17 protein-coding genes and 1 pseudogene are annotated in these 23,184 nt (G+C 66.9%); 16 read left to right on the plus strand and 2 right to left on the minus strand.

The window, feature by feature from the left end; all coding sequences use genetic code 11:
- Genes ligD (AB4Y64_RS00470) through AB4Y64_RS00480 form a run of 3 tightly spaced genes read left to right on the plus strand, consistent with a single transcriptional unit; the run spans position 1 to position 4,493 of the window.
- The gene (gene ligD / locus AB4Y64_RS00470) at positions 1-2,721 is read left to right on the plus strand and encodes a DNA ligase D (RefSeq protein WP_441814499.1); all 2,721 of its coding nucleotides are present in this window, start codon (positions 1-3) and stop codon (positions 2,719-2,721) included.
- Positions 2,722-2,741: 20 nt separating this feature from the next.
- Entirely contained in the window at positions 2,742-3,638 is an 897-nt protein-coding gene (gene ku / locus AB4Y64_RS00475) for a non-homologous end joining protein Ku (RefSeq protein WP_441814500.1), read from the plus strand.
- A gap of 6 nt (positions 3,639-3,644) precedes the next feature.
- Positions 3,645-4,493, plus strand: a complete 849-nt coding sequence (locus AB4Y64_RS00480) for a tetratricopeptide repeat protein (protein WP_441814501.1) — start codon at positions 3,645-3,647, stop codon at positions 4,491-4,493.
- Between the two features lie 27 nt (positions 4,494-4,520).
- On the opposite strand, the gene AB4Y64_RS00485 is transcribed toward AB4Y64_RS00480, so the two are convergent.
- Entirely contained in the window at positions 4,521-4,949 is a 429-nt protein-coding gene (locus AB4Y64_RS00485) for a DoxX family protein (protein ID WP_441814502.1), read from the minus strand.
- Between the two features lie 155 nt (positions 4,950-5,104).
- Entirely contained in the window at positions 5,105-6,025 is a 921-nt protein-coding gene (locus AB4Y64_RS00490) for a LysR substrate-binding domain-containing protein (protein WP_441814503.1), read from the minus strand.
- Positions 6,026-6,145: 120 nt separating this feature from the next.
- Here AB4Y64_RS00490 and AB4Y64_RS00495 point away from each other — a divergent pair, with 120 nt between their 5' ends.
- The 13 genes and pseudogenes from AB4Y64_RS00495 to AB4Y64_RS00555 all read left to right on the plus strand — a co-directional run bounded on the left by AB4Y64_RS00495 (position 6,146) and on the right by AB4Y64_RS00555 (position 23,181).
- A complete protein-coding gene (locus AB4Y64_RS00495) occupies positions 6,146-6,847 on the plus strand; it encodes a pirin family protein (RefSeq protein ID WP_441814504.1) in 702 nt (233 codons plus the stop codon).
- A 125-nt stretch (positions 6,848-6,972) separates the two neighbouring features.
- Positions 6,973-7,818: pseudogene (gene ligD, locus AB4Y64_RS00500) on the plus strand (non-homologous end-joining DNA ligase); the annotation flags it as partial.
- Positions 7,819-7,854: 36 nt separating this feature from the next.
- Complete coding sequence (locus AB4Y64_RS00505) at positions 7,855-8,274, plus strand: low molecular weight protein-tyrosine-phosphatase (RefSeq protein ID WP_441814505.1); 420 nt, start codon at positions 7,855-7,857, stop codon at positions 8,272-8,274.
- A 277-nt stretch (positions 8,275-8,551) separates the two neighbouring features.
- Positions 8,552-10,936 carry a UDP-N-acetylglucosamine 2-epimerase gene (locus AB4Y64_RS00510; RefSeq protein ID WP_441814506.1) on the plus strand — a complete coding sequence of 795 codons (2,385 nt, stop codon included), beginning with the start codon at positions 8,552-8,554 and terminating at the stop codon, positions 10,934-10,936.
- Positions 10,937-10,991: 55 nt separating this feature from the next.
- Positions 10,992-13,250, plus strand: a complete 2,259-nt coding sequence (locus AB4Y64_RS00515; RefSeq protein ID WP_441814507.1) for a polysaccharide biosynthesis tyrosine autokinase — start codon at positions 10,992-10,994, stop codon at positions 13,248-13,250.
- 5 nt (positions 13,251-13,255) lie between these two features.
- Positions 13,256-14,701 (plus strand): asparagine synthase-related protein, encoded by a 1,446-nt coding sequence (locus AB4Y64_RS00520; protein WP_441814508.1) that lies wholly within the window; start codon positions 13,256-13,258, stop codon positions 14,699-14,701.
- Positions 14,685-15,800 (plus strand): right-handed parallel beta-helix repeat-containing protein, encoded by a 1,116-nt coding sequence (locus AB4Y64_RS00525; protein WP_441814509.1) that lies wholly within the window; start codon positions 14,685-14,687, stop codon positions 15,798-15,800. Before AB4Y64_RS00520 ends, AB4Y64_RS00525 begins: the two co-directional genes overlap by 17 nt.
- Before the next feature lie 287 nt (positions 15,801-16,087).
- A complete protein-coding gene (locus AB4Y64_RS00530) occupies positions 16,088-17,311 on the plus strand; it encodes a right-handed parallel beta-helix repeat-containing protein (RefSeq protein ID WP_441814510.1) in 1,224 nt (407 codons plus the stop codon).
- Between the two features lie 228 nt (positions 17,312-17,539).
- Positions 17,540-18,703 (plus strand): glycosyltransferase family 4 protein, encoded by a 1,164-nt coding sequence (locus AB4Y64_RS00535; RefSeq protein ID WP_441814511.1) that lies wholly within the window; start codon positions 17,540-17,542, stop codon positions 18,701-18,703.
- A gap of 5 nt (positions 18,704-18,708) precedes the next feature.
- Positions 18,709-20,049 (plus strand): lipopolysaccharide biosynthesis protein, encoded by a 1,341-nt coding sequence (locus tag AB4Y64_RS00540; protein WP_441814512.1) that lies wholly within the window; start codon positions 18,709-18,711, stop codon positions 20,047-20,049.
- Complete coding sequence (locus AB4Y64_RS00545; protein ID WP_441814513.1) at positions 20,046-21,284, plus strand: polysaccharide pyruvyl transferase family protein; 1,239 nt, start codon at positions 20,046-20,048, stop codon at positions 21,282-21,284. The genes AB4Y64_RS00540 and AB4Y64_RS00545 overlap by 4 nt, the downstream gene beginning before the upstream one ends.
- Entirely contained in the window at positions 21,281-22,123 is an 843-nt protein-coding gene (locus AB4Y64_RS00550; protein WP_441814514.1) for a glycosyltransferase family 2 protein, read from the plus strand. Before AB4Y64_RS00545 ends, AB4Y64_RS00550 begins: the two co-directional genes overlap by 4 nt.
- The gene (locus tag AB4Y64_RS00555) at positions 22,120-23,181 is read left to right on the plus strand and encodes an EpsG family protein (protein ID WP_441814515.1); all 1,062 of its coding nucleotides are present in this window, start codon (positions 22,120-22,122) and stop codon (positions 23,179-23,181) included. Before AB4Y64_RS00550 ends, AB4Y64_RS00555 begins: the two co-directional genes overlap by 4 nt.
- Positions 23,182-23,184: the final 3 nt, after the last annotated feature.

The raw sequence follows: 23,184 nt of genomic DNA on the forward strand, positions 1-23,184 counted from the left end.
ATGGCAAAGCTCAGCGAATATTCCGCCAAGCGCCGCTTCGATGCCACCCCGGAACCGCCGCCGGTGGCCGTCGAAGCCGGCAGCGGGCCGCTGCTGTTCGTTGTCCAGCAGCACAAGGCACGGGCGCTGCATTACGACTTCCGCCTGGAGTGCGATGGCGTGCTGAAGTCATGGGCTGTGCCGAAGGGACCTTCACTGGACCCGGCCGAGAAGCGTCTGGCGGTGTTCGTCGAGGACCACCCCTACGACTACGCCTCGTTCGAGGGCGTGATTCCGCCCGGGCAGTATGGCTCTGGCGAGGTCATCGTCTGGGACTGCGGCGTTTACAGTCCCGATGAGGGCGGGACCTCGTTTCACGATCGCATCGAGGCCGAACGCCGCGTGCGCGACGGCATCGCCGCCGGCAAGCTCAGCATCCAGCTGCGCGGCGAGAAGCTCAAAGGGTCCTTTGCGCTGGTGCGCACCAAGGACCCGAAGACCTGGCTGCTGATCAAACACAAGGATCGCTTCGTCACCACCGCCGACGTCACCGCGCAGCAGCGGTCGGTGCTGTCGGGCTACTCGGTGACCGATCTCAAGGTCGCCCCGGTGCATCGCATGCCGGCGGCGCGCCTGGCCCCCAACGGTGAACTCAGCGCCATGCCGTCGAATCTGCAGCCGATGCTCGCCGAGATCGGCGATTCGCCGATGCAGCATCCGGACTGGATGTGGGAACCCAAGCTCGACGGCTACCGTGCCCTCGCCTTCGTAGACGGCAACGGCGTGCGCATCCGCTCGCGCCGTGGCCTGGAACTGGCCGGCACATTCCCGCGACTGGCCGCCGAACTGCGCGAACAGGCCGAGGCCGGGCTCATCCTCGACGGCGAACTGGTGGCGTTCGACGCCGCCGGCAAGCCGTCCTTCAACGCCTTGCAGAACCGCTTCCAGCTCAAGGGCGAGCGCGAGATCGCTGCGGCCGACCGCGCCAGCCCCACCCTGTTCTACGCCTTCGACCTGCTGCACTTCGAGGGCATCGACTTGCGCACGACGCCCTGGCGCGACCGCCGCCGCTACCTTGCGCAGTGCCTGTTGCCCTCGCCGCTCATCCATCTGGTGCATGCCGATGGCGATGGCGTGGCGTTGCAGGCCGCCGCGCTCGCCAGCGGCTTCGAGGGCGTGGTCGGCAAGCACAAGGACAGCGTCTATGAAGCCGGTCGGCGCTCTCCCGCGTGGCTGAAGATCAAGCCGACCCACAGCGCCGAGTTCGTGATCGGCGGCTACACGCGCGGCAAGGGCGCGCGGGCGAAACTGGGCTCGCTGCTGATCGGCTATTGGGACAAGGGCAAGCTGCGCCACGCGTCCCACGTCGGTTCCGGCTTCGACGAGCGCTCGCTCAAGCAGGTGCTGGCGCGGCTGGAGCCGCTGCACAGCGATCAGTGCCCTTTCGTGGAAACGCCGCTGGTGAACGGACCGGTCACCTGGGTGAAACCCGAGCTGGTGGCCGAGGTCAACTACCAGCAGTGGACCGAAGACGGATCGCTGCGCGCACCGACCTTCGTGCGCCTGCGCGACGACATCGACCCTCGCACCGTCAAGCGGGTCGAGCCGGACCTGGCCGCCCGGGCCGACAAGCCACGCGCGCGCGGAAAGACCGCGCCAGCGCAACCGGCCAACGCCGGCGACGAGATCCTCGCCGCGCTCGACAGCCCGAAGAATGCCTTCGAACTGGGCGTCGGCGACCAGCGAGTCCGGCTGACCCACCTCGACCGCGTCTACTGGCCGGCAGTCGAGGCCCTGCAGCAACCGGCACAGACCAAGCGCGACCTGTTGCGCTACCTGGCCCAGGTGGCGCCGCTGATGCTGCCGCACCTGGCCGACCGGCCGTTGACGATGATCCGCATGCCCGACGGCATCGGTGGCCAGCGATTCTTCCAGAAGCACTGGACGCAGGAGCGGCCGGATTTCGTCGAGACGGTGAACGTCTATTCGGCGCACAAGGACGAGAACCACGAATACCTGCTGTGCAACAACCTGCCGACGCTGTTGTGGCTGGCGCAGCAGGGAACGCTGGAGTTCCATGTCTGGCATTCGCGTGCACGCCCGGGGCCCGACGCGGTGTCGTCATCGACCGACTACGACGGCTCGCTGCAGTCGCTGGAAGCCTCGGTGCTCAACTACCCCGACTACGTCGTGTTCGACATCGATCCCTACATCTACTCCGGCAAGGAAGCACCGGGCGCGGAGCCGGAGCTGAACACCATCGCGTTCGAGAAGGGCAAGCAGGTCGCGTTCTGGCTGCGTGAACTGCTGCAGGGCATGGCGCTGGAGCCGATCGTGAAGACCTCGGGCAAGACCGGCCTGCACGTGTTCGTGCCGATCCGGCGCACGCTCGATTTCGACGCCGCCCGGCACGTGTCCGAGCTGGTCAGCCGCCACCTCATGCGCCAGCACCCCAAGGACATCACCATGGAATGGAGCGTGCCCAAGCGCACCGGCAGGATCTTCATGGACCACAACATGAACGTGCGCGGCAAGACCTTGAACGTGGCCTACTCCCCGCGCGGCGAGCCCGGCGCGCCGGTATCGATGCCGCTGACCTGGGACGAACTGGCCAGCGCGCACCCGCTCGACTTCCGGATCCCGGATGTGGTAAAGCGTTTGTCCCGCACGGGCGATCGCTGGAGCGATGCCCTGGAACGCAAGCAGGACCTGGCGAGCGCCCTGGCGGGTGGCCCCGCCTGACGACCCGCCCGGAGGCTGTCATGGCTGCACGTTCGATTGCGTCGCTGACCGTTTCATTCGGTCTTGTGTCCATACCGGTCAAGCTCTATTCGGCCACCGAGGCCAGCCGGCAGATCTCCTTCAACCTGCTGCACAAGGGCTGCGGATCGCGCCTGAAGCAGCAGTACGTGTGCGCAAGGGAAGAAATCCCGGTGGCGCGCAACGACATCGTGAAAGGCTACGAGTTCGCCAAGGACCAGTACGTCATGTTCACGCCCGAGGAGCTCAAGGCGCTCGAAGAGGCCGGCACCCACAGCGCCGACATCACCGAGTTCGTGCCGATCTCCTCGATCGACCCGGTCTACTTCGACAAGGCCTACTACCTGGCGCCCGACAAGGGCGGCGCCAAGCCCTATGCGCTGTTCGCCAAGGCGCTGCGCGAATCCAAGCGATGCGCGGTCGGCACCTGGGCCTCGCATGGCAAGCAGCACATCGTGATGATCCGCCCGGTCGACGACGGCCTGGTCATGCAGCAGCTGCTGTACGCCAACGAGGTCCGCTCCATCGGCGACCTCGACATTCCCAAGACCGACGTGCGCGACGCCGAGCTCAAGCTCGCCCAGCAGCTGATCGACCAGCAGGCGTCCAGCCGCTTCGATCCGAGCGCCTACAAGGACGAGGTCAGCGAGCGCGTCGAGGCGGCGATCCAGCGCAAGGTCGAAGGCGAGCAGATCACCGTCGCCGAGGAACCAGGCGGTGGCGCGCAGATCATCGACCTCATGGAAGCGCTTCGCGCCAGCCTCGAGAAGAAGGGCGCCGCCCCTGCCAAGGGCAAGGCCGCGGCGCCGGCAGCGACACGCGGGCGCAAACCGCCCAAGCAGGCCGCCGAGGCCGAAGCGGCGCCGGCCAAGCGCAAGGTTGCCAAGAGGGCGAAGTAACCGCACATGCATCACTACGGCATGCGCGATGTCGAAAAACTGCTCCGCCTGCCCCGCAGTGCCATCCGCTCGCTGGTCGCGGCCGGGTTCGTGGCGCCCACGCGCGGGCCGCGCAATGCCTGGCTGTTCTCGTTCCAGGACCTGATCGTGCTGCGTACCGCGCAGGCGTTGGCTGCGGCCAACGTGCCGCAGCGGCGGATACTGCGTTCGCTGAAGGAACTGCGCAGCCGCCTGCCCGAGGAGATGCCGCTGTCGGGGCTGAGCATTGGTGCGGTCGCCGACCACGTGGTCGTACGCGAAGGCGGCAGCCGCTGGCATGCCGAATCGGGGCAATACGTGTTGGCATTCGAAGGCGATCCCGCGCAGGGGTCGTTGCGGGTGATCGAGCCGGCGGCCATTTCGTCGGCGCAGGTCGCAGCGATGGGCGCGGTCGATACGGTCGATACGGCCGACTCGACCGAACGGGCGATGCCCGCCGAGGTATCCGCCAGTGAGGCGGCCATCAACGCTTATCGACGCGCCATCGCCGCCGAGCCGGCACGCCAGGATGCACGCATCAACCTGGGTCGCCTGCTGCACGAGCTCGGCCGTTTCGGGGAAGCCGAACAGGTCTATCGCGAGGCAGTCGCCCACGGCGGCGAAGACCCGCTGCTGTTCTACAACCTGGGCGTGCTGCTGGACGACATGGACCGCAAGCTCGAAGCGATCCAGGCCTACGAGGCCGCACTGCGCGAGGACCCCGCCCTCGCCGACTGCCACTACAACCTGGCGCTCCTGCACGAAGCGCTGGACCAGCCGCGGCAGGCGATCCGGCATATGTCGCAGTACCGGCGACTGACGTCGTCGCGGCAATGAGGCGGCGCGATCCCCGCGCCGATTCCCTCACTCCTCCTCTTCCTCTTCTTCCTCCTCGTCGCCACCGACCCCGCCCTTGTGCAGGGCCTGCGCGGCGATGAGCACGAATCCGCCGACCAGCCCGGCGTGCTCGAGGAACGAATTGAGCGTGTACAGGCGCTGCATCCCCGACATCGTCCAGTAGGCATGGCCGATCACCGTGGCCAGCACGGTGAAGGCGGCCAGCACGATCGCACCACCGGCGCGCCAGCGGCCGCGGCAGAACAGCACCAGCAGGCAACCGCCCAGCTGCACCACGATCACGCACGCGGCAAAGAGCTCCGGCGGAATCATGCCGAAGTGCGCCTGCTCGGCAACGGCGCCGGGAAAGTCCAGCAGCTTGGTCACGCCGCTCCAGGCATACGGCAGGCACAGGCCTGCGCGCCCCAGCCACCACCAACCCTTGGCAACGTGCATGAGGAACTCCTCAGCGCAGTGACCGGCATCGTCACCGGCTCCGTGCCGGACGACGATGCTTCCTGCCTGCTCCAACGCCGAAGGCCGGCAATACCGGGCTTGGACTTTGGTCGGATAGCGTTCCTCACGTCGCCTTCACGAAACCAGCACGCGACTCACTCGCTGCAGTCGGCCCACGGCGCCTTTTCGAATTTGCGTACGAGGTGGTCAATCAGCGCCTGCACGCGTGCGGGACGCATCCGCCCCGGTGGTGTCACCACGTGCAGCGCGATCGGCGGTGGTGACCAGTCCGGCATCACCACTTCGAGCTTGCCGGACTTGATCTCGCGCCAGACCAGGAACTCCGGCTGCAGCGCCAGCCCCTGCCCGGCAAGCAGGGCCGGATTGATCGCCTCGGCATTGTTGACGCGCAGCGGCGCCTGCACGCTGATGGAGAAATCGCCGTGCCTGCGATGCTGGAACCGCCAGGCATTGCCGAAGCGCGACAGCGTGTAGAACAGCGCGGCGTGGTCGGCCAGGTCGCGCGGATGGCGCGGGCGGCCGTGTGCATCCAGGTACTCGGGCGTGGCCACCAGCAGCACGCGCACGCCGCACAACCTGCGCGCAAGCAGGCTGGAATCGGCCAGGGCCGAGATCCGCAGCGCCAGGTCGAAGCCCCCGCCGACGAGGTCGGCGAAACCGTCGTCGAAGTCGACTTCCAGGGCGATGTCGGGATAGCGCCGCATGAACTCCGGCAACACCGGCGCCAGGTGCGCCACGCCGAACGACATCGGCACCGCGAGCCGCACCAGGCCACGCGGACTGGCGGCCTGGGCGGTGACCTCCGCCTCCACCGCTTCGCCTTCGGCGAGAATGCGGGTGGCGCGTTCGAGCGCGCCGCGGCCGCTTTCAGTCAGCGACATCCGCCGCGAGGTGCGATGGAACAGCACCGTCTTCAGGCGCGTCTCCAGCCGGGTGATGGCCTTCGACACCGTGGCCTGCGACAGGCCGAGGTCGGCCGCGGTGCGGGCAAACGATCCGGTTTCGGCGACCTTGGCGAAGATCGCCCAGGCCTCCAGGTCGGGCAGTTTCTGCATGTCGATTCTGGAAACGATCCTTTTCTATTGGTTCCATTCTAATCCTGTTCGCGGGCGCCTATCTTGTCGGTCAAGCGGATCCCCCGTGATTGCCACGGGGTCCCCCACAGGAGTTTCACCATGATCGAGCGTCGGCCCTTCAACAGCCTGGGTGGAGCCAACCACGGTTGGCTCGACGCCAAGCACCATTTCTCCTTTGCCAGCTACCACGATGCCGGGCGCATGGGCTGGGGCGCGCTGCGTGTCTGGAACGACGACACCATCGCCGCCAACACCGGCTTCCCGCCGCACCCGCACTCGGACATGGAAATCATCACCTACGTCCGCGAAGGCGCGATAACGCACCAGGACAACCTGGGCAACCGTGGCCGCACCGAAGCCGGCGACGTGCAGGTGATGAGCGCGGGCACCGGCATCCAGCATGCCGAGTACAACCTCGAGCCGGGCACCACCCGGATCTTCCAGATCTGGATCATCCCCGACCAGCGCGGCGGTGCTCCGACCTGGGGCGCCAAGCCTTTCCCCAAGGGCGACCGCGCAGGCCGCTTCGTGGTCCTGGCCAGTGGTGCCGAGGGCGACGATGACGCGCTGCCGATCCGTGCCGATGCCCGGGTGCTGGGCCTGACCCTTGCCGCCGGCGAGACCGTGCAGTACGAGCTGGGCGAGGAGCGTTTCGGCTATCTGGTCCCGGCCAAGGGCACGGCGGAGGTCAACGGCGTGCGCCTGGAAGCGCGCGACGGCGCCGCGGTCCGCAACGAGCGCACGCTCACGGTGACCGCGCTGGAAGACGTCGAGCTGGTCCTGGTGGACACCGCCGCCTGATGCGGCAGTGATGCTAGGGGCGATGGCGGCAGTACGCCGCCCTCGCGCCAACTGAATCGCAGCCAGGCCCTTTCACCGATCGCCAACATGCGGCATCGGAAAGTCCCCGCATGACAGCACGAAGGCTGACCAGTCCCGATCGGGTCGTCTACGAGGATGCCGGAATCAGCAAGGGCGATGTTGCCGCCTATTACGGCGTCGTCGCACGCTGGCTGCTGCCGGAGATCATCGGACGACCCCTGTCGCTGCTGCGCTGCCCGGACGGCGCCGATGCCGCGTGCTTCTTCCAGAAGCACCAAGCCGATTCGCTCGGCGCCAATGTCCATTCGATCACCCTGAGCGAAACGTCGGGCACCGGCGACTACATCTACATCGAGGATCTGGACGGTCTGCTCGACCTGGTGCAGATGAATGCCCTGGAGTTCCATCCGTGGGGCGCGAGAACCAACGACGTCGAGCACCCCGATCGCCTCGTCTTCGATCTCGATCCCGCCGAAGGCATCACCTGGGCACAGGTCAAGGCAGCCGCGCGCGATGTCCGCGACCGGCTGGCCGAGGCCGGCCTGCGCAGCTGGGTGCGCCTGTCCGGCGGCAAGGGACTGCACGTCGTCGTGCCGGTGCGCGCGAAGGCCGACTGGGCACAGGCCAAGGCGTTCTGCGAGGCCTTCGCCGACGCCATGGTCGCCGCGTCGCCGCAGCGCTATATCGCCCACGCCTCGAAGGCCGCGCGCGAGGGCCGCATCTTCATCGACTGGTTGCGCAACACGCGCGGCGCCACCAGCGTCGCCAGCTGGTCGCTGCGCGCCAGGGCCGGCGCACCGGTGTGCATGCCGGTCACCTGGGAGGAACTCGCCCGCATCCGCCAGGCGGGCGCGTTCGACCTGCGCAAGGCGGCACGGCGTGCCGATTCGCTCAAGGCCGATCCGTGGGAGGGATTCACCCGCGTGCGCCAGACCGTGCCGCCGGCCTAGCGACCGCGCTCGCCGGCAACGCGCATGCCTGATCGCATGATCCTGATCGTATGCAAGGGCAACATCTGCCGCAGTCCGATGGCGGCGGCGATGTTTCGTCATCGCCTCGCCGACGCCGAGATCGACTCGGCCGGCCTTGCGGCAATGACGGGATCCCCGGTCGACGCCGCCGCCGAACGCACGCTGCTTGCCCATGGGCTCAGCGCCAGCAATCACATCGCACGCCAGATCACCATCGCCGACATCGACCGCGCGGAACTGGTGCTGGCGATGGAGAAGCGCCAGGTGGCCGCATTGCTGGCGCTTTCGCCCACGCTTCGCGGCCGGGTTCACCTGTTCTCGCGATGGACCGATGGCCGCGACATCGCCGATCCGCATCGTCGCGCACAGGAAAAATTCGATCGCGCGTACGAGCTCATCGATGCCGCTATCGAGCAATGGCGATCGCGTCTGTGACCTGTTCGAACAAACACGCTTCATCGTTGTAGAGATGAAGTGAACCATTCATCGAACTGAACCTTCGCAAAGCACGGCGGCGAATTCGTTCAAATAAATCGGCGTGCTTTCATCTGTCCGTCAACAACGCGCACCTAGATTCGTGCCGGTACCTGGCGCGGCGGAACGGCATTGACGCCCACACGCACGAAGAATTTCCCGCGCCAGGAGCGATGTGGTTGTTGTGGGTGCGCATGCACACGGAATCAACACCCAAGGCTCATTCCGAGGTGCGTGCATGAAGGATCCAAAGTTAGTCGCAGCCAGTGCCATTGCCTTGGCCGTCACCCTCTTCGCGATCTTCTCCATGCGCCCGTGGGCGCGCCGGATGGGACTGGTCGACAAGCCCAATGGCAGAAAGCACCACCGCGGCCATATCCCGCTGATCGGCGGCCTGTGCTTCTTCATCGGCACGGTGGTGGGACTGAGCTATCTGGGATACTTCGACGGGTTCGTCACCAGCCTGATGGCCGCCTCGGCGCTGATCGTCGTGGCCGGCGCACTCGATGACGCAAGCGACCTGAGCGTGCGTGCGCGACTGCTGGTGGAAGCCGGCGCAACCGGGCTGGTGATCGCCATGTCCGGTTACTACGTGCACGACCTGGGGCAGTTGTTTGGAGCCGATCGCCTGGGCCTGGGCGTGCTCGGGATTCCGTTCACGATCGTTGCCGTGATCGGCCTCATCAACGCCTTCAACATGCTCGACGGCATCGATGGCCTCGCCGCCACCGTGGCGATGGTCAGCATCGGCGCGATCATGCTGTTCGATGACAGTCCGTGGTCGATGCCGGGCGTGGTGTTCCTGCTGCAGGTGCTGTTCTTCGCGCTGATCCCCTACCTGTTCGTCAACCTGGGCTGGCCGGACGGCCGCAAGATCTTCATGGGCGACGCCGGCAGCACCCTGATCGGGTTCCTGCTGGCCTGGAGCCTGATCTACATGAGCCACGAGCGCATCGAGCGCCTGGCGCCGGTCGATGTGCTGTGGTGCGTCGCCCTGCCGGTGATCGACACCGCGGCGGTGATGTACCGGCGCATGCGCGCGGGCCGGTCGCCGTTCCGCGCCGATCGCCAGCACCTGCATCACCTGCTGCTCGACACCGGCCTGCAGCCGCGGATGGCCTTGCTGGCGATGCTCGGCGTCAGCGGCGTACTGGTGTTCATCGGCTATGCCCTGCGCAATGCGCCGGAGATGGTGAGCCTGGTGGCGTTCTTCGCCGTCCTCGCCGCGCATGTCTGGGGCACGCCGCAACTGCTCGCCAGGGTGCGCACGGTGTGGCCCTCGCCGCTGCCCGGCAACGGCGTGGGCCTGGTCATGGCCTTCAGCGGCAACGAGCACGAAGCCACCTTCATCACCGAACTGGCGCGCTTCGAGGACGATCTGTTCGATCCCGTCCCGGTCCATGCCAGCCGCACCAATCCCGAGGCCGGCCAGGAGCAGACCACGGCCGCGGTGGCGCCGATGAGGACCCTGTGCGTCCTTGCCGACTCGCCCGATGCCGTCCACATCGCGCCCATCGCGCAGCAACTGGCACGCGATGGCCGCTTCGAATCGACCGTCTGCGTGACTGCGGTTCCCGAGCGCAGCGCAACGCAGGTACTGAGCCTGTTCGACCTCGTCGCCGACGTCGAACTCGACGTGCCCCACGGCGAAGACCCCGCCGAGACCACCTCCAACGCGCTGGGGAGCCTTCAGCGCGTGATGAGCAACGTCCAGCCCGACCTGGTGCTGGTGCCGGGCGACACGCCCGCCACGCTTGCCGCCACGCTGGCGGCGCACTATCGGCACGTACCGGTGGTATGCATCGACAGCGGCCTGACCGACGTTGCCGCCAGTCCCGGCGACGATCCCGGCCGACGCATCGCCCGCGCACTGGCGGCGTTGCACGTCGCGCCGAGCACGACCACGGGACGGCAGCTGGTCGCCGAAGGCGTCGCCGCCGATCGCGTGCTCGTCGCCGGCAACACGGCGATCGACACATTGCGCGCGGCGCTGGACCACCTGCGCTGGGACGCCGATTGCCGCACCGACCTGCGCCTGCGCTACGGGTTCCTGCGTCGTGGCCATCCATTGCTGCTGATGCTTGCCGGCGGATTCGCCGACGACCACGCCGATCTCGTGGTCGGCTCGCTCCTCGAGGTTGCGATGGAGCGCCCCGACATCGACGTGGTCTGCGTCGACCTGGACGTGCACGGCCTCGATCCGGCGCAGCTGCCGCCCAACATGCATTCGATCGGGCAGCCCGACTACCTCGCGTCGGTCTACCTGCTCGAACGCGCACACCTTGCCTTCGCCCATCGCGACATCGAGGTCGAGGCGATGGCCATGGCGGTTCCGCTGCTGGCGTTGCAGCCGCACCGTGACGTGCAGGGCAATGGCCGCATCCATCTGCTGGGCACCGATCCGGACTCCATCTGCAACAACCTGCTGCATCTGCTCAGCCGCGATCCGCCGCTGACGCCCCCGGAAATCGCCGCCGGCGACCTCGACGAAGGCGATGCGTGCCAGCGCATCGCCGATGCCTTGGCGGTCCTGCGTCCTGTAGCCCACCTCCCAGGAACCCTGTCACAGGACGCAGGTTCGCCAAACCACCACGGCATCGGTAGCGCGTGGGAGGCCTCATGACGCCTCGCCGCCCCGCCCTCTCACCTCCCCCTTTCGCTCGCAATGGTGACGAATCATGGCTACCCATCTGATGACCAAGGCCGATTCCGCCTATTCGGTCCCCGCCACCACGATCCGGGAAGACGACATCGACATCCCGACCCTCGTGACCACGCTCAGCGAGCACAAGTGGTCGATCCTGTTCGGCACGATGCTGTTCTTCGCCGTCAGCGCCGTCTACGTGCTGCTGGCCACGCCGCAGTACGAAGCCAACGCCGTGGTGCAGGTTGAAAGCCGGCCACCGACGGTACCGGGCCTGAGCGCCGGCAATGCACCGCAGGCGCCGCCGTCGATCGATGCCCCGGCGGCCACCGAATCGCAGCTGCTCACCTCACGCCGCGTGCTCGGCGAAGCGATGACGAAGCTCGACCTGGACATCTCCGCCAAGCCGGTGCGCGTACCGGTCATCGGCGATCTGCTGGCGCGTGGCCAGCAGCTCGTACAACCCGATGCGCTGGCTGCGCCGATGTTCGGCCTCAACCAGTACGGCTGGGGCGGCGAGAAGATCCAGCTGGGCCGACTCGATCTCCCCGATACGCTGGTTGACGTGCCGCTGCAGCTGGTCGCCGGAGAGCGCGGCCGCTTCACGCTGTTCGACCCCGACGGCAAGGCAATGCTGCAGGGGCGCGCCGGACAGGGTCCGGTCAGCGGCGGCGGCGCCAGCATCGAGGTCAAGACGCTGGCCGCCAATCCGGGCACGCGCTTCGAGGTCAAGCGCCTGAACCCGATGGCGATCATGGCCGACCTCAAGAGCAAGATCACCGTCACCGAGCAGGGCCGCAACTCCGGCGTGATCGCCCTGACCTACTCCAACTCCGATCCGGTGCGGGCCAAGCAGGTGCTCGAGGAGATCACCCAGGCCTACTCCCGCCAGAACGTCGCGCGCAATTCCGCCGAGGCCGCCAAGCGCCTGCAGTTCGTGACCGAGCAGCTGCCCAATGTACGTCGCGAACTGGCCGACGCGCAGGCCGCGCTCAACAACTTCCAGAGCCGCACCGGCACGCTCGACGTCGCCGTCCAGAACAAGGCCCTGCTCGACCAGAGCATCGCCCTGGACGCGAGCATCCAGCAGTTGCTGGTGCAGCGCGCCGACATCGCCAGCCGCTTCACCACCGCCCATCCGGTGTATGAGTCGCTGCAGCGCCAGATCGGCCAGTTCCAGGCAGAGAAGGCCAAGCTGATGTCGCGCCTGAGCCAGTTGCCCGACACCCAGCAGGGCCTGTTCCGCCTCAACCGCGACGTCGAAGTCACCAACGCGACCTATGCCAACCTGCTCGACCAGGCGCAGCAGCTCAACATCGCCCGCGCCAGCGCGATCGGCAATGCCCGCGTGATCGACCCGGCCGACGTCAACATGGACAGCCCGGCATGGCCGAAACCGCTGCTGGTCGTGGCCGGCGGCACCCTGATCGGCGCCATGTTCATGGTCGCCTTCGTGCTGCTGCGGCAGATGTTCAAGCGCGGCGTCGAAGATCCGGTCGACATCGAACTGCTCGGCCTGCCGGTCTACGCCTCGATCCCCTTCAGCGCCAAGGGCCACCAGATCGCCACGCGTCCGCGCCGTTTCCGCCGCGACGGCCAGCGCCTGCTGGCATTGCGCTCGCCGACCGACCTGGCGATGGAGGCGCTGCGCAGCCTGCGCACCAGCCTGCACTTCGCGCGACTGGAGATGAAGAACAACATGCTGATGATCGCCGCGCCCAGTCCCGGCGTCGGCAAGACCTTCGTCTGCGCCAACCTCGCCGTGACCATCGCCCAGGCGGGCCAGACCGTACTGCTGATCGATGCCGACATGCGTCGCGGCACCCTGCACCACGCCATCGGCGTGCGCTCGGAAGGCGGCCTGTCGGAACTGATCTCCGGCCAGATCGACCTGGAGCAGGCGCTGCGCCGGGTCCCGGGCACCGACAACATGACCTTCATTTCGCGCGGCGCGATCCCGCCCAATCCCTCCGAACTGCTGATGCACCCGCGCTTCGGTTCCCTGCTCGAAGAGCTGGCCGAGATCTACGACGTCGTCGTGATCGATACCCCGCCGGTGCTGGCAGTGACCGATGCGGCGGTGATCGGCCACCACGTCGGCACCTGCCTGATGGTCGTGCGCTGGGGCCTGAACCAGCAACGCGAGATCGCCATGGCGAAGCAGCGCCTTGAGCAGAACGGTGTCGATGTGCGCGGCGCGATCTTCAACGCGGTGCAGAAGCACGGCTCGGGCCAATACACCTACTCGTACTACGACTATCAGCCGCTTCGTAACCCGACGGCGGCGAGGTGAGGCCGATGCGAACCCAGATCACGATGTCGCCGTACTACGGGATTCCCGACTTTTCGCCGCTCGCTTCGCCCGCATCGCCGCCGGTCGACCTGGTCTCCGTCGCCGACCTGCTGCGAAATGCTTTTGTCTATCCGCCCTTCTCGATCCTGCAGGGCGTGCGCCTGGTGACGTTCGGATTCTGCCCGCGTGACGACATGCATGAATCGCCGCAGTTCCGCTTCAAGTTCCGCAATGCCGGCGAAGTGCCCGAGGAGCCCCGCTTCGACCAGGACTGGGTCGGCGGCTACCACCGCCTGCTGTGCGATTCGATCCGTCGCAGTTGCGCGGGCATGCGCGCGCCCTGGCTGCTGCAGAGCGGCGGCAAGGACTCCACCACGTTGGCCATAGCCATTGCCGAGGCCCGGCCGGACACGACCTGCATCACCTACCTGGGCGGACGCGAAGAGAACGAGGTCGAATCGGCGTCGCATGTCGCGCGCACGCTCGGCCTGCGCCACGAAGTGCTCGTCTGCGACCCCGCCCGCGCCTATGACCGTTATCTGGCGGCGGTCGACCGGATGCCCTTGCTGACCGCCGATTTCGCCCTGCTCTCCTGCGTCGACCTGGGCACCGAGGTCGCGGCCCGCGGCGGTGACGGCATCATCGACGGGCTCGGCGCCGACAGCTACTTCGGCACGCCGATGAACCGTCGCCAGCACTTGCTGGCGCGCCTGGCACGCGACATCAACCTGTCGCCGCGGGTGGCGGAACTGCCGCTGGTCGATCGCAGCTTCCGCCTGTGCTACCTGCTCAGCACGCTGCAGATGAATCCGATCGAGCGGGTCTTCCCCGGTTCGCGCTTCAGCGATGACGAGGTCGATGAACTGTTCGGCCGCGACATCGCGCGGCAATCGCGTCAGCGCCTGGACCTGTTCCTGGACGAGATCGGATCGGCCACCACGCCGGCGGAATGGCGCGACATGTCGACATCGATCGCCGGTTCGGCCGGCGCCTTCGCCAAGGGCCTGTACACCGCGAGCGCGCTGTCGCTGCAGGCGGCGTACCCGTTCTGCGATCTCACCTTGCGCGAATGGATCCATCGCGAAGTGCCCCGCTACGAAAAGGTCGACCCGAAGACCCAGCTCAACAAACTGCTCATTCGCCAGCACATCGCCACCCGTTTCGGCGAGCTTCCCTACGTGCAGGGCAAGGGCAGCTTTCGCTTCGACCTGCGCGGTCTGGCGCAGCAACGCTTCGACCAGGTACTGGAGTTCGCCCGCCAGTCTCGCGACCTGCTGCCGGGCGCCGGCGGCTGGCTCGAGCGCAATCGAAAGCGCCTGGACAACAAGTACCACGCGTCCAAGTTCTACCTGCTGGCGATCGTGCTGCCGTGGCTGGAATCGCGCAGGCAGGCCGCACTGCATGGCGCCGATGGCACTGCACAGGCGCAGACGGATGCCGCCAGCCATTGACCACGGCCGCCGCGTGCTGCTGCGCGGCTGCGCATTGCTTCCGCTGGCGTTCGCCATCCCGGGTGGTGCGGCTGCAGGTGCTTCCGGCAACGTGCCCGCGCGCGGTCGCGGGGCGACGCGGATCGACGTGCGCCAGCACGGAGCACAGGGCGACGGCGGGCACGACGACACGCTCGCATTTCAAAGTGCGGTCGATGCGTTGCCTGCCACTGGCGGCACCGTCCAGGTACCCGCTGGCGACTATCTGATCGATCCGGTGCGGAGCATCCGCCTGCGCAGTCGCATGCACCTGGAGCTGGCGCCGGGCGCGCGGCTGCTGGCCAAGGCCAACGCGGCCGAACGCGCGCATGTGCTGACCGCCGAGGCCATCAGCGACGTCGAGATCTCCGGCGGCCGCATCATCGGCGAGCGCGACGCGCACCACGGATCCACCGGCGAATGGGGCCACGGGATCATGATCCGCGGCGCATCGGCCGTCACCGTCCGCGACGTGCATGTCTCGCATTGCTGGGGCGATGGCATCTCCATTGGTGGGGCCAGGACGGGGAACGGTGCCATCGTGCCGAGCCGCGACGTGGTGATCGCGCGCGTCCAGTGCGTCGGCAACCGTCGCCAGGGCCTGACCATCGGCCGCTCAAGGCGTGTCCGCGTCTACGATTCGACCTTCAGCGACACCGGCGGCACCCTGCCCGGCTGCGGCATCGATGTCGAACCGGATGCGGGCGACGTCGCCGACGATGTGATCATCGGCAACTGCGTGGTGGCGAGGAACCAGGGCGCCGGCATCCAGTTGTTCAAGCGGGTATCGGACGTGACCATCCGCGACTGCACGATCGAAGCCAATCGCGGCCATGGCGTGCTGGCGATTGCCGCCAGTGCCTGCGTGATCCGAGACAACCTGATCCGCGACAACGCCCTGGGTGGCGTCAGCCTGCGTCCTGGGGCGCGCGAGATATCGGTCAGTCGCAACGAGTTCGCCGATAACGGGCCGGCCTACAGCGCGAAGTCGAGGAAGTCGCTGCCGCGCAACAGGCATGTATCGATTGCCGAGGAAGCGCAGGCGATCCACGTCACCGACGACAACAGCTATCGCAACTAGTCGATGCCCGCCGTGCCCGGGCGGTTCCGCGCAATCGCCTCTACAGGTTCATGAATGAATGCACAGTCATGAACTTGAATGCGGCTCAAGCTGAACAAGCATGCTTTCGTTTCTTGCGCACGCGCACAGATATGGCAATCGGAGCCTGCAGTTAAGCATCGCTGCGCTAGATTCGCGCAAGTCACGAAAATGAGTGTGAAGTGACGAACGAAGCGGCGCACGTTCAAACGCGCGGCTGCGAACTTTCGAAGCACGGCCGGACAGGGGCTGGCCCAGGAACCCCATACGTGAAAGACAGAAGACTCAAGCGCGTCACGCGCACCACCAGCGAGCATGCCCACAACGGCCGCCGCGACTTCCTCCGCCGCTCCCTCTTTGCGGCGGTTCCGGGCGTACTCACCGCCACCGGCATCTCGCGTGCGCTCGCCGGCACTGGCAGCAGTGTCGAAGCGGCCTATGCGCCACCCACACGCGCACGCGGCGCGGCCGTGCTCAACGTCCGCAACCGCGGCGCGTACGGAGATGGCATTCACGACGACACCACCGCCATCCAGGCGGCCATCGACGCATTGCCCTCCGACGGCGGCACGATCCTGATCCCCGCCGGCACCTACGTCATCGACCCGACCCGCAACCTGCGCCTGCGCAGCCGCATGCACCTGCAACTGGCCGACGGCGCCAAGCTGGCCGCCAAGCGCAACAGCGCCGAGCGCGCCTACGTGGTCATGGTCTACAAGGTCAGCGACGTCGAGATCTCCGGCGGTCAGATCGTCGGCGACCGCGACAACCACCTCGGCACCACCGGCGAATGGGGCCACGCCATCATGGTCCGCGGTTCCTCGCGCGTGACCATCCGCGACATCCACCTCTCCAAGTGCTGGGGCGACGGCATCTCCATCGGCGGCGCCATGGTCACCAACCAGCCCACCGTTCCTTCGCAGGGCATCGTCATCGCCAACGTGGTCTCCACCGGCAACCGCCGCCAGGGTCTGTCGATCGGACGTTCCAGCGAGGTCAAGGTCTACGATTCGGAGTTCAGCAACAACACCGGCATCGACCCGGGTTGTGGCATCGACATCGAGCCCGACGCCGACGACCTGGGCACGTGCACGACGGTGCACATCGAGAACTGCCTGATCCGCAAGAACCAGGGCAACGGCATCCAGGTCTACAAGCGCGTCAACGGCGTCACCATCAAGAGTTGCACGGTCGAATACAACGGCGGCTACGGAATCCTGACGATCGCGCCGGTCAGTGGATACATCGCCCAGAACAAGTTCCAGCACAACTACCTGATGGGCGTGATGCTGCGCTCGGCGACGAAGTCCTACCAGGTCAGTGGCAACACGTTCCGCAACAATCACACGCGCATGCACGGGGTGAGCACCGCCACCAACCCGCTGGTGTCCATGACTGGACTGGTGGACGGAAACAACGGCAACGGCGCCCATATCCAGGCCACCACCGACTGCGTCGACCTGCGTGTGACGACCAACCAGTACGCCAAGTAACGATCCTGAAATCTGCATGACGCACGCGGCCGGCTTTTGCCGGCCGCATGCGTTATGGCGTGCTCTCCCGTGCGCCTTGCCGGATTCGTTCATGCGCGGATGTGGAAAGTGATCGTGTCGTTTACAGCCTGGCAAGGTTGCATCGATACAATCCTTATCCCTCCATCGAACAGTGCCACTGCATCGCGAACCGAAGCAGCACGGCGATGCACGGCACTCCGCTTGCCGATGCGTATTGTTTTTTTTGCGAATACCGACTGGTACCTCTACAACTTCCGATTGTCGACTGCCCTGCAGCTGAGGGCACACGGCGCCGAAGTGGTGATGGTCTCGCCACCCGGCGATTTTGGCGAACGATTCCAGGAGCACGGAATCGGCTGGCGGCAGCTTGCCATGGACCGGGCGAGCCTGAACCCGCTGCGCGAGCTGCATACGCTACGCGAACTGGTGGGATTGCTGAGAAGCGAGCGACCAGACCTTCTGCACAACTTCACCGTCAAATGCGCGGTGTACGGCGCGATGGCGGCACGGATGGCGCGAATACCTGCGGTCATCAACGCCGTCGCCGGCATGGGCTACGTGTTCGCCAGCGACAGCTTCAAGGCAAGAATGCTGCGGCCGATTGTCAGCACCCTGATGCGGACCACGCTGGGTCACGGTCACTCGCGCGTGATTCTGCAGAACCCCGACGACGCGCAGGCGCTGGTGGATGCCCGCCTCGTCCCGGGCGACAAGATCCGCCTGATCCGCAGCTCCGGCGTCGATACCCAGCGCTTCCAGCCAACGCCACGCGACGACGGTCGACGAACGCTGCGCGTTCTACTTGCAGCGCGACTGCTGCGCGAAAAGGGCGTCGCCGAGTTTGCCGAGGCCTCGCGCCTGCTGCGCCAGGGCGGGCGCGATATCGAGTTCCTGCTCGCAGGAACGCCAGACCCGGGCAATCCCCACTCCATCACCGCCGAGGAAGCCCAGGCCTGGCAGGACGAGGGACTGCTGCGGTGGCTCGGTCACGTCGAGGACATGCCCGCCCTGTTGGCCACCGTCGACGTGATGGCGTTGCCGAGCTATTACCGCGAGGGCGTGCCGCGATGCCTGATCGAGGGCGCCGCCGCTGGACTGGCGTTGATCACCACCGACCTGCCCGGTTGCCGCGAGGTCGTGACCGACCACGGCAGCGACGGCTTGCGGGTGCCTGCGCGCGATGCGCAGTCGCTGGCCGACCTGCTCGCGCAACTCGATGACGACCGCGAGCTGCTCGCCACGTTGGGCGCCAACGCCCGCGAACGGGCCCTGCGCCAGTTCGATGAGCGCATCGTCATCCGTCGCACCCTCGATGTCTACGAAGAGTTGTTGACCGTGCCGCTGCAGGCACGCGCGCCCGTGGCCGGATGAGACCGATGGTCGCGCAACGCTGGCGCCCGGCCGCGATGGCCATCTCCCTGCTCTGGCTGGCGACCGCGGCCGGCGCGGCGATGGTGTTCCTCGCCCAGGTCGTGCTTGCGCGGCGACTCGGGCCGGCGCAGTACGGCCTGTTCGCCTCATCGCTGGCAACGGTCACCATGCTCGCGCCACTGGCCGGGTTCGGGCTGTCGCAATTCCGTCTGAAGGCGTACGGGAGCGAGGGCTGGGGTGCGGATCGCTGGTTGCGCCCGGCCTTCCGCTTCTGCCTGGTCACCACCGTGCTGGCGATTGTCTCAGTCGTGGCATGGGCCTGGTGGGGCGGCCCCGTCGACAACGACACGCGGGCGACACTGATGCTGCTGACGCCGGTCATTGTCGGTGCCTTCGCCGTTGACCTGGTGGGCAGCAAGCTGCGCCTGGAGGAACGGCACCGCGCCCTCGCCGGCTGGCAGTTGCTGATGCCATCGGGGCGGCTGGCGGTGGCGCTGCTGGCGGTGGGAATTGCCAGCATCGACGCGCGCCAGGTCGCGCTCGGCTACGGTCTGATCTCGTTGCTGATCGCGGCGATGGCGCTGCCACAGCTGCGTGCGATGAAGCGCGGTGGCATGCAGCTGATCGGACATGGGCCGCGCCCGGCGCAGCAGGTGATGGCCGACCCGCCCGGTGCGTGGCAGCTGTGGTCGCAGGCGTGGGCCTATGGCGTCGCCGCAGCGCTCTATCCGGTGTTCTTCCAGGTCAGCACCGTCCTGCTCAAGTATCTGGGCGGCAACGCCGAGGCCGGACACTACGGCGTGGCCCTGGCGGTGATGACGGCGCTGTATCTGTTTCCGGCCACCGTCTACCAGAAGTTCCTGCTGTCGCGCCTGCATCGCTGGGCCGTGCACGACAAGCCACGCTTCTGGCAGGTCTACCGCCTTGGCAACGTGGCGATGCTCGGCATCGGCGTGGCCACGGGACTTGCGTTGTGGCTGCTGTCGCCGTGGCTCGTGCCATTGGCGTTCGGCCCGGCGTATGGCGACGTGGTGGTGCTGCTGGGCATTCTCGCGATCTGCGCGCCTATCCGCTTCCTCTCGACCTCGGTCGGGTCGGCGCTGCTGACCGAAAGCCACATGCGCTATCGCGTGCTGGCAATGCTTGCGGCCACCGTGGTCGCGATCGCCATGACCTGCCTGCTGATTCCGCGCTTTGGCAGCATCGGTGCGGCATGGGCAACGGTGGTCGCCGAGGCGACGCTCCTGCTGCTGATGGTCCTGGGCGTTCGCCGGATCGTCAGACAGCCTGCCACGCCTTCCGCCACCGCCACCGCCGCACCCGATCCGGAGACAACACCGCCATGACAGACCAGCTGCGGGTCGGGTTCACCGGCTACTACGGCATGCGCAACTTCGGCGACGATCTGTTCGGGCTGCTGTGCACGGCGGCATCGCGCCTGTACTGGAACGCTGAGCCGACCCTGGTTGGCCCGGCGCTCACCGACCTCGATGGCGCCAGCACCTGGCCGCGACAGTTGCCTCTGGACCTCTATGGCAGCGCCGGCGCCGCCGGCAAGGTGAGCCGCCTGCTGAGCTTCGTTCGCGGCCTGCAAGGCAACGATGTGCTGGTGATGGGCGGCGGCTCGGTCATTACCGCGCGCGAGTCGTTCCGCAAGCCGCTGATGCTGCGGGCACATCGCCGGCGCGGCCTGCAGCTGGCCGCGGTGGGCGTTTCGATGGGTCCGTTCGCAAACGATTCCGATGAAGCTGTGGTCGCCGACTACGCGCGACAATTCTCGTACCTGTCCGTGCGTGATCAACGCTCCTACGACCTGGCGCTGCGCCTGGGACTTGAGCGGGTCACCCACCACGGACGCGACCTCGCCGGGCTGTTGTCCTTGCTGATGCCGGTCGGACCTGCACGCGCGAGCATGCGCGCCGGACGCGGAGGCCCACTGCATATTGGCATCGCCCCTTGCCGCTACACACCGCGCGACGATCATCCCGCACCGACGATGAGCGCCTGGCAGGACGCCACGACGGAGGCGCTGGCGCGGATCGCCCTGCGTTGCCCGCTGCAGGTCGAAGTGTTCAGTCTCAACGGACACCCGCAACATGGCGACCAGGCGCTGGCCGAGGCCATGCAGTCGCGGCTGCGCGCCCGCGGCATCAATGCCCAGCTCAATCTCTATCGCGGCCAGGACCCGCTGGCGACGGTGCGCGACATCTGCCGATGCGATGCGTTCATCAGCGCACGTCTTCACGGTGCGATCGTCGCCTATCTGTGCGCCGTGCCATTCACGATCGTCGACTACCACCCAAAATGCACCGATTTCGCCGATGACATCGGCCTTCCGCAGGCCTTGCGGGTGACCGGTACCGCGCACGGCAGCGAGGATCTCGTCACCGCGATCACCACGATGCTGAACGATCCCGATGCGCGACCACGCGTTTCACCGTCCGTATACGCGCAACAGGCCCAGGACGTATTCCAATGCGCACCATGGTCAACGATTCCCCGGCCCGATCGACCACGGCCGAACCAACGCCCGGCACAACCGGCGCGCCACCCTCCATCGCACGCCGGAACGATGCCATGAACCGCGAAGTCTCCTCGCCTTCGGTCGCCCCGGTTTGCGTGATCATTCCGTGCTATCGCTGCCGCGACACCATCGCAGAAGCGGTTGCCTCGGTAGCAGAGCAGACCATGGCGCCGGCGCAGGTGCTGCTGGTCGACGACTTCAGCAATGACGGCACGCTCGAGATGCTCCACTTCGTCTCCGCCAGCTATCCACGCGGCTGGATCGAGATCGTCGCCCTGCCCGACAACGGCGGTCCGTCGCGCGCGCGAAATGCCGGCTGGCATCGCGCCCGCCAGGAATACCTGGCGTTCCTGGATGCGGACGACACCTGGTGCCCCACCAAGATCGAGTTGCAGATGAAGGCGCTGCGCGATGATCCGGAAATTGCCCTGCTAGCGCACCGCATGCAAGTACGTGATCGCCAACTGCCCGCCCCGCCGTCACCGGTATCGGCGCAGACCACGATCGTTCCGCGCCGGCGCCTGCTGTTGAGCAATCCGTTCCCGACGGCGTCGGTCGTGCTTCGCCGCGACCTGCCGTTCCGCTTCAACGAGCGCTTCCGCCGCGTCGAGGACTTCCTGCTGTGGGGCCAGATCGGCTTCTCCGGGTTCCGCTGCGCCAAGCTCGATCAGACCCTGGCGTACTGGCACAAAGCCAACTACGGCGCCGGTGGACTGAGTCAGGATCTGGCGGCCATGCACAAGGCCGGTCGCGAAGTCCGCCTTGAGCTGCTGAGGCAGGGACTGGTCACGCTGCCGGAGCACTTGTTCGCGCGCACGTTCGGGCTCGCGCGCAAGGCGCGGCAGCGCCTGATTGCAGCCATGCGTCGATGGCGAGCGGACGGCGCCACGTCATGAGTGCTGTCGGCGGCATGGGCCACCTGCACCTGCGACCACGGCGCGCAGCCGAAACCGTGGGCGCGAACGTGCTGAGCATGCTGCTGCTGGCTGCAGTGGCCGTCTTCGCCTGCTGGCTGGTCGGTACCCGGGCTGCGGATATCGGCACCGACACCATGACCTATGCCGGCTTCTTCGAGGCGCTGGGCCGCGAGTCGATGGAGACGCGCCTGGAGCCTGGATTCGTCTATCTCAGCCTGGCGCTGTGGAAGCTGGGCATGGGCGTGATCGGCTACCAGACCGCGCTGTTCGCCCTGCTGCTCGGCACCGTCGTCGTCTCCACGCACCAGTACTTCCGCTCGCTCGGCGGTGAGCGCGGCTACCTGACGTTCCTTGTCGTGGCGCTGACCCTGCTCTTCATCTCGCCGATGTTCGTCAACGCCTCCATCAACACCGTCCGCCAGGGCCTCGCAGCCTTGCTGGTCTTCACCGCGCTGCTGTCGTTCCAGCAGCGTCGCTGGGGCGCCTTTGTGCTGTTCGGACTGCTTGCCAGCAGCCTGCACATGTCGTCGTTCCTTTATCTGCTGTTCGCGCCGGTGCTCCTGCTCGGTGCGAGGACGCAGCGGCTGGTCGCGCTGGTCGCATTCGTCCTCTATGTCAGCGGCCTGTCGATGGCGATCGTCAGGGCCGGCGTGCCTGCCCTCTACGAACTGGTCATGACCTACACCGAGAACAGCCATTCCCGTTCCGGCGTCCGCATCGATTTCGCGGTGTTCTCGATCTTCTGGTATGTCCTGCCGTTTGTGCTGTCGCCACTGGTCAAGCCCGAATTCCGCGAGAAGATCCGCAACAGCACGGCGATCTACCTGGTGATGATGCTGCCGTTCTTCGCAGTGGGCTGGGGCTTCTTCTCCAACCGCTACCTGCTGCCGGCCTGGCTGTCGGCATCGTTGATCGTGGCCGCCGTGATCTGCCACAGCCGCCTGCCCGCGTTGCGTCACCCGTTGCTGCTGCGGTTCGGCCTGATCCTGTCGTGCGCGGTGTTCTACTACTACGTCAACAACGAGATCGTGATCTGACCC

Source organism: Lysobacter sp. TAF61 (assembly GCF_052113485.1).
Lineage (GTDB): Bacteria > Pseudomonadota > Gammaproteobacteria > Xanthomonadales > Xanthomonadaceae > Lysobacter_J.

What these genes read in the sequence shown, in the direction of transcription:
- ligD (WP_441814499.1), top strand. Translation starts at nt 1, where the DNA reads ATGGCAAAGCTCAGCGAATATTCCGCCAAGCGCCGCTTCGATGCCACC.
- ku (WP_441814500.1), top strand. Translation starts at nt 2,742, where the DNA reads ATGGCTGCACGTTCGATTGCGTCGCTGACCGTTTCATTCGGTCTTGTG.
- AB4Y64_RS00480 (WP_441814501.1), top strand. Translation starts at nt 3,645, where the DNA reads ATGCATCACTACGGCATGCGCGATGTCGAAAAACTGCTCCGCCTGCCC.
- AB4Y64_RS00485 (WP_441814502.1), bottom strand. Translation starts at nt 4,949, where the DNA reads ATGCACGTTGCCAAGGGTTGGTGGTGGCTGGGGCGCGCAGGCCTGTGC.
- AB4Y64_RS00490 (WP_441814503.1), bottom strand. Translation starts at nt 6,025, where the DNA reads ATGCAGAAACTGCCCGACCTGGAGGCCTGGGCGATCTTCGCCAAGGTC.
- AB4Y64_RS00495 (WP_441814504.1), top strand. Translation starts at nt 6,146, where the DNA reads ATGATCGAGCGTCGGCCCTTCAACAGCCTGGGTGGAGCCAACCACGGT.
- AB4Y64_RS00505 (WP_441814505.1), top strand. Translation starts at nt 7,855, where the DNA reads ATGATCCTGATCGTATGCAAGGGCAACATCTGCCGCAGTCCGATGGCG.
- AB4Y64_RS00510 (WP_441814506.1), top strand. Translation starts at nt 8,552, where the DNA reads ATGAAGGATCCAAAGTTAGTCGCAGCCAGTGCCATTGCCTTGGCCGTC.
- AB4Y64_RS00515 (WP_441814507.1), top strand. Translation starts at nt 10,992, where the DNA reads ATGGCTACCCATCTGATGACCAAGGCCGATTCCGCCTATTCGGTCCCC.
- AB4Y64_RS00520 (WP_441814508.1), top strand. Translation starts at nt 13,256, where the DNA reads ATGCGAACCCAGATCACGATGTCGCCGTACTACGGGATTCCCGACTTT.
- AB4Y64_RS00525 (WP_441814509.1), top strand. Translation starts at nt 14,685, where the DNA reads ATGCCGCCAGCCATTGACCACGGCCGCCGCGTGCTGCTGCGCGGCTGC.
- AB4Y64_RS00535 (WP_441814511.1), top strand. Translation starts at nt 17,540, where the DNA reads ATGCGTATTGTTTTTTTTGCGAATACCGACTGGTACCTCTACAACTTC.
- AB4Y64_RS00540 (WP_441814512.1), top strand. Translation starts at nt 18,709, where the DNA reads ATGGTCGCGCAACGCTGGCGCCCGGCCGCGATGGCCATCTCCCTGCTC.
- AB4Y64_RS00545 (WP_441814513.1), top strand. Translation starts at nt 20,046, where the DNA reads ATGACAGACCAGCTGCGGGTCGGGTTCACCGGCTACTACGGCATGCGC.
- AB4Y64_RS00550 (WP_441814514.1), top strand. Translation starts at nt 21,281, where the DNA reads ATGAACCGCGAAGTCTCCTCGCCTTCGGTCGCCCCGGTTTGCGTGATC.
- AB4Y64_RS00555 (WP_441814515.1), top strand. Translation starts at nt 22,120, where the DNA reads ATGAGTGCTGTCGGCGGCATGGGCCACCTGCACCTGCGACCACGGCGC.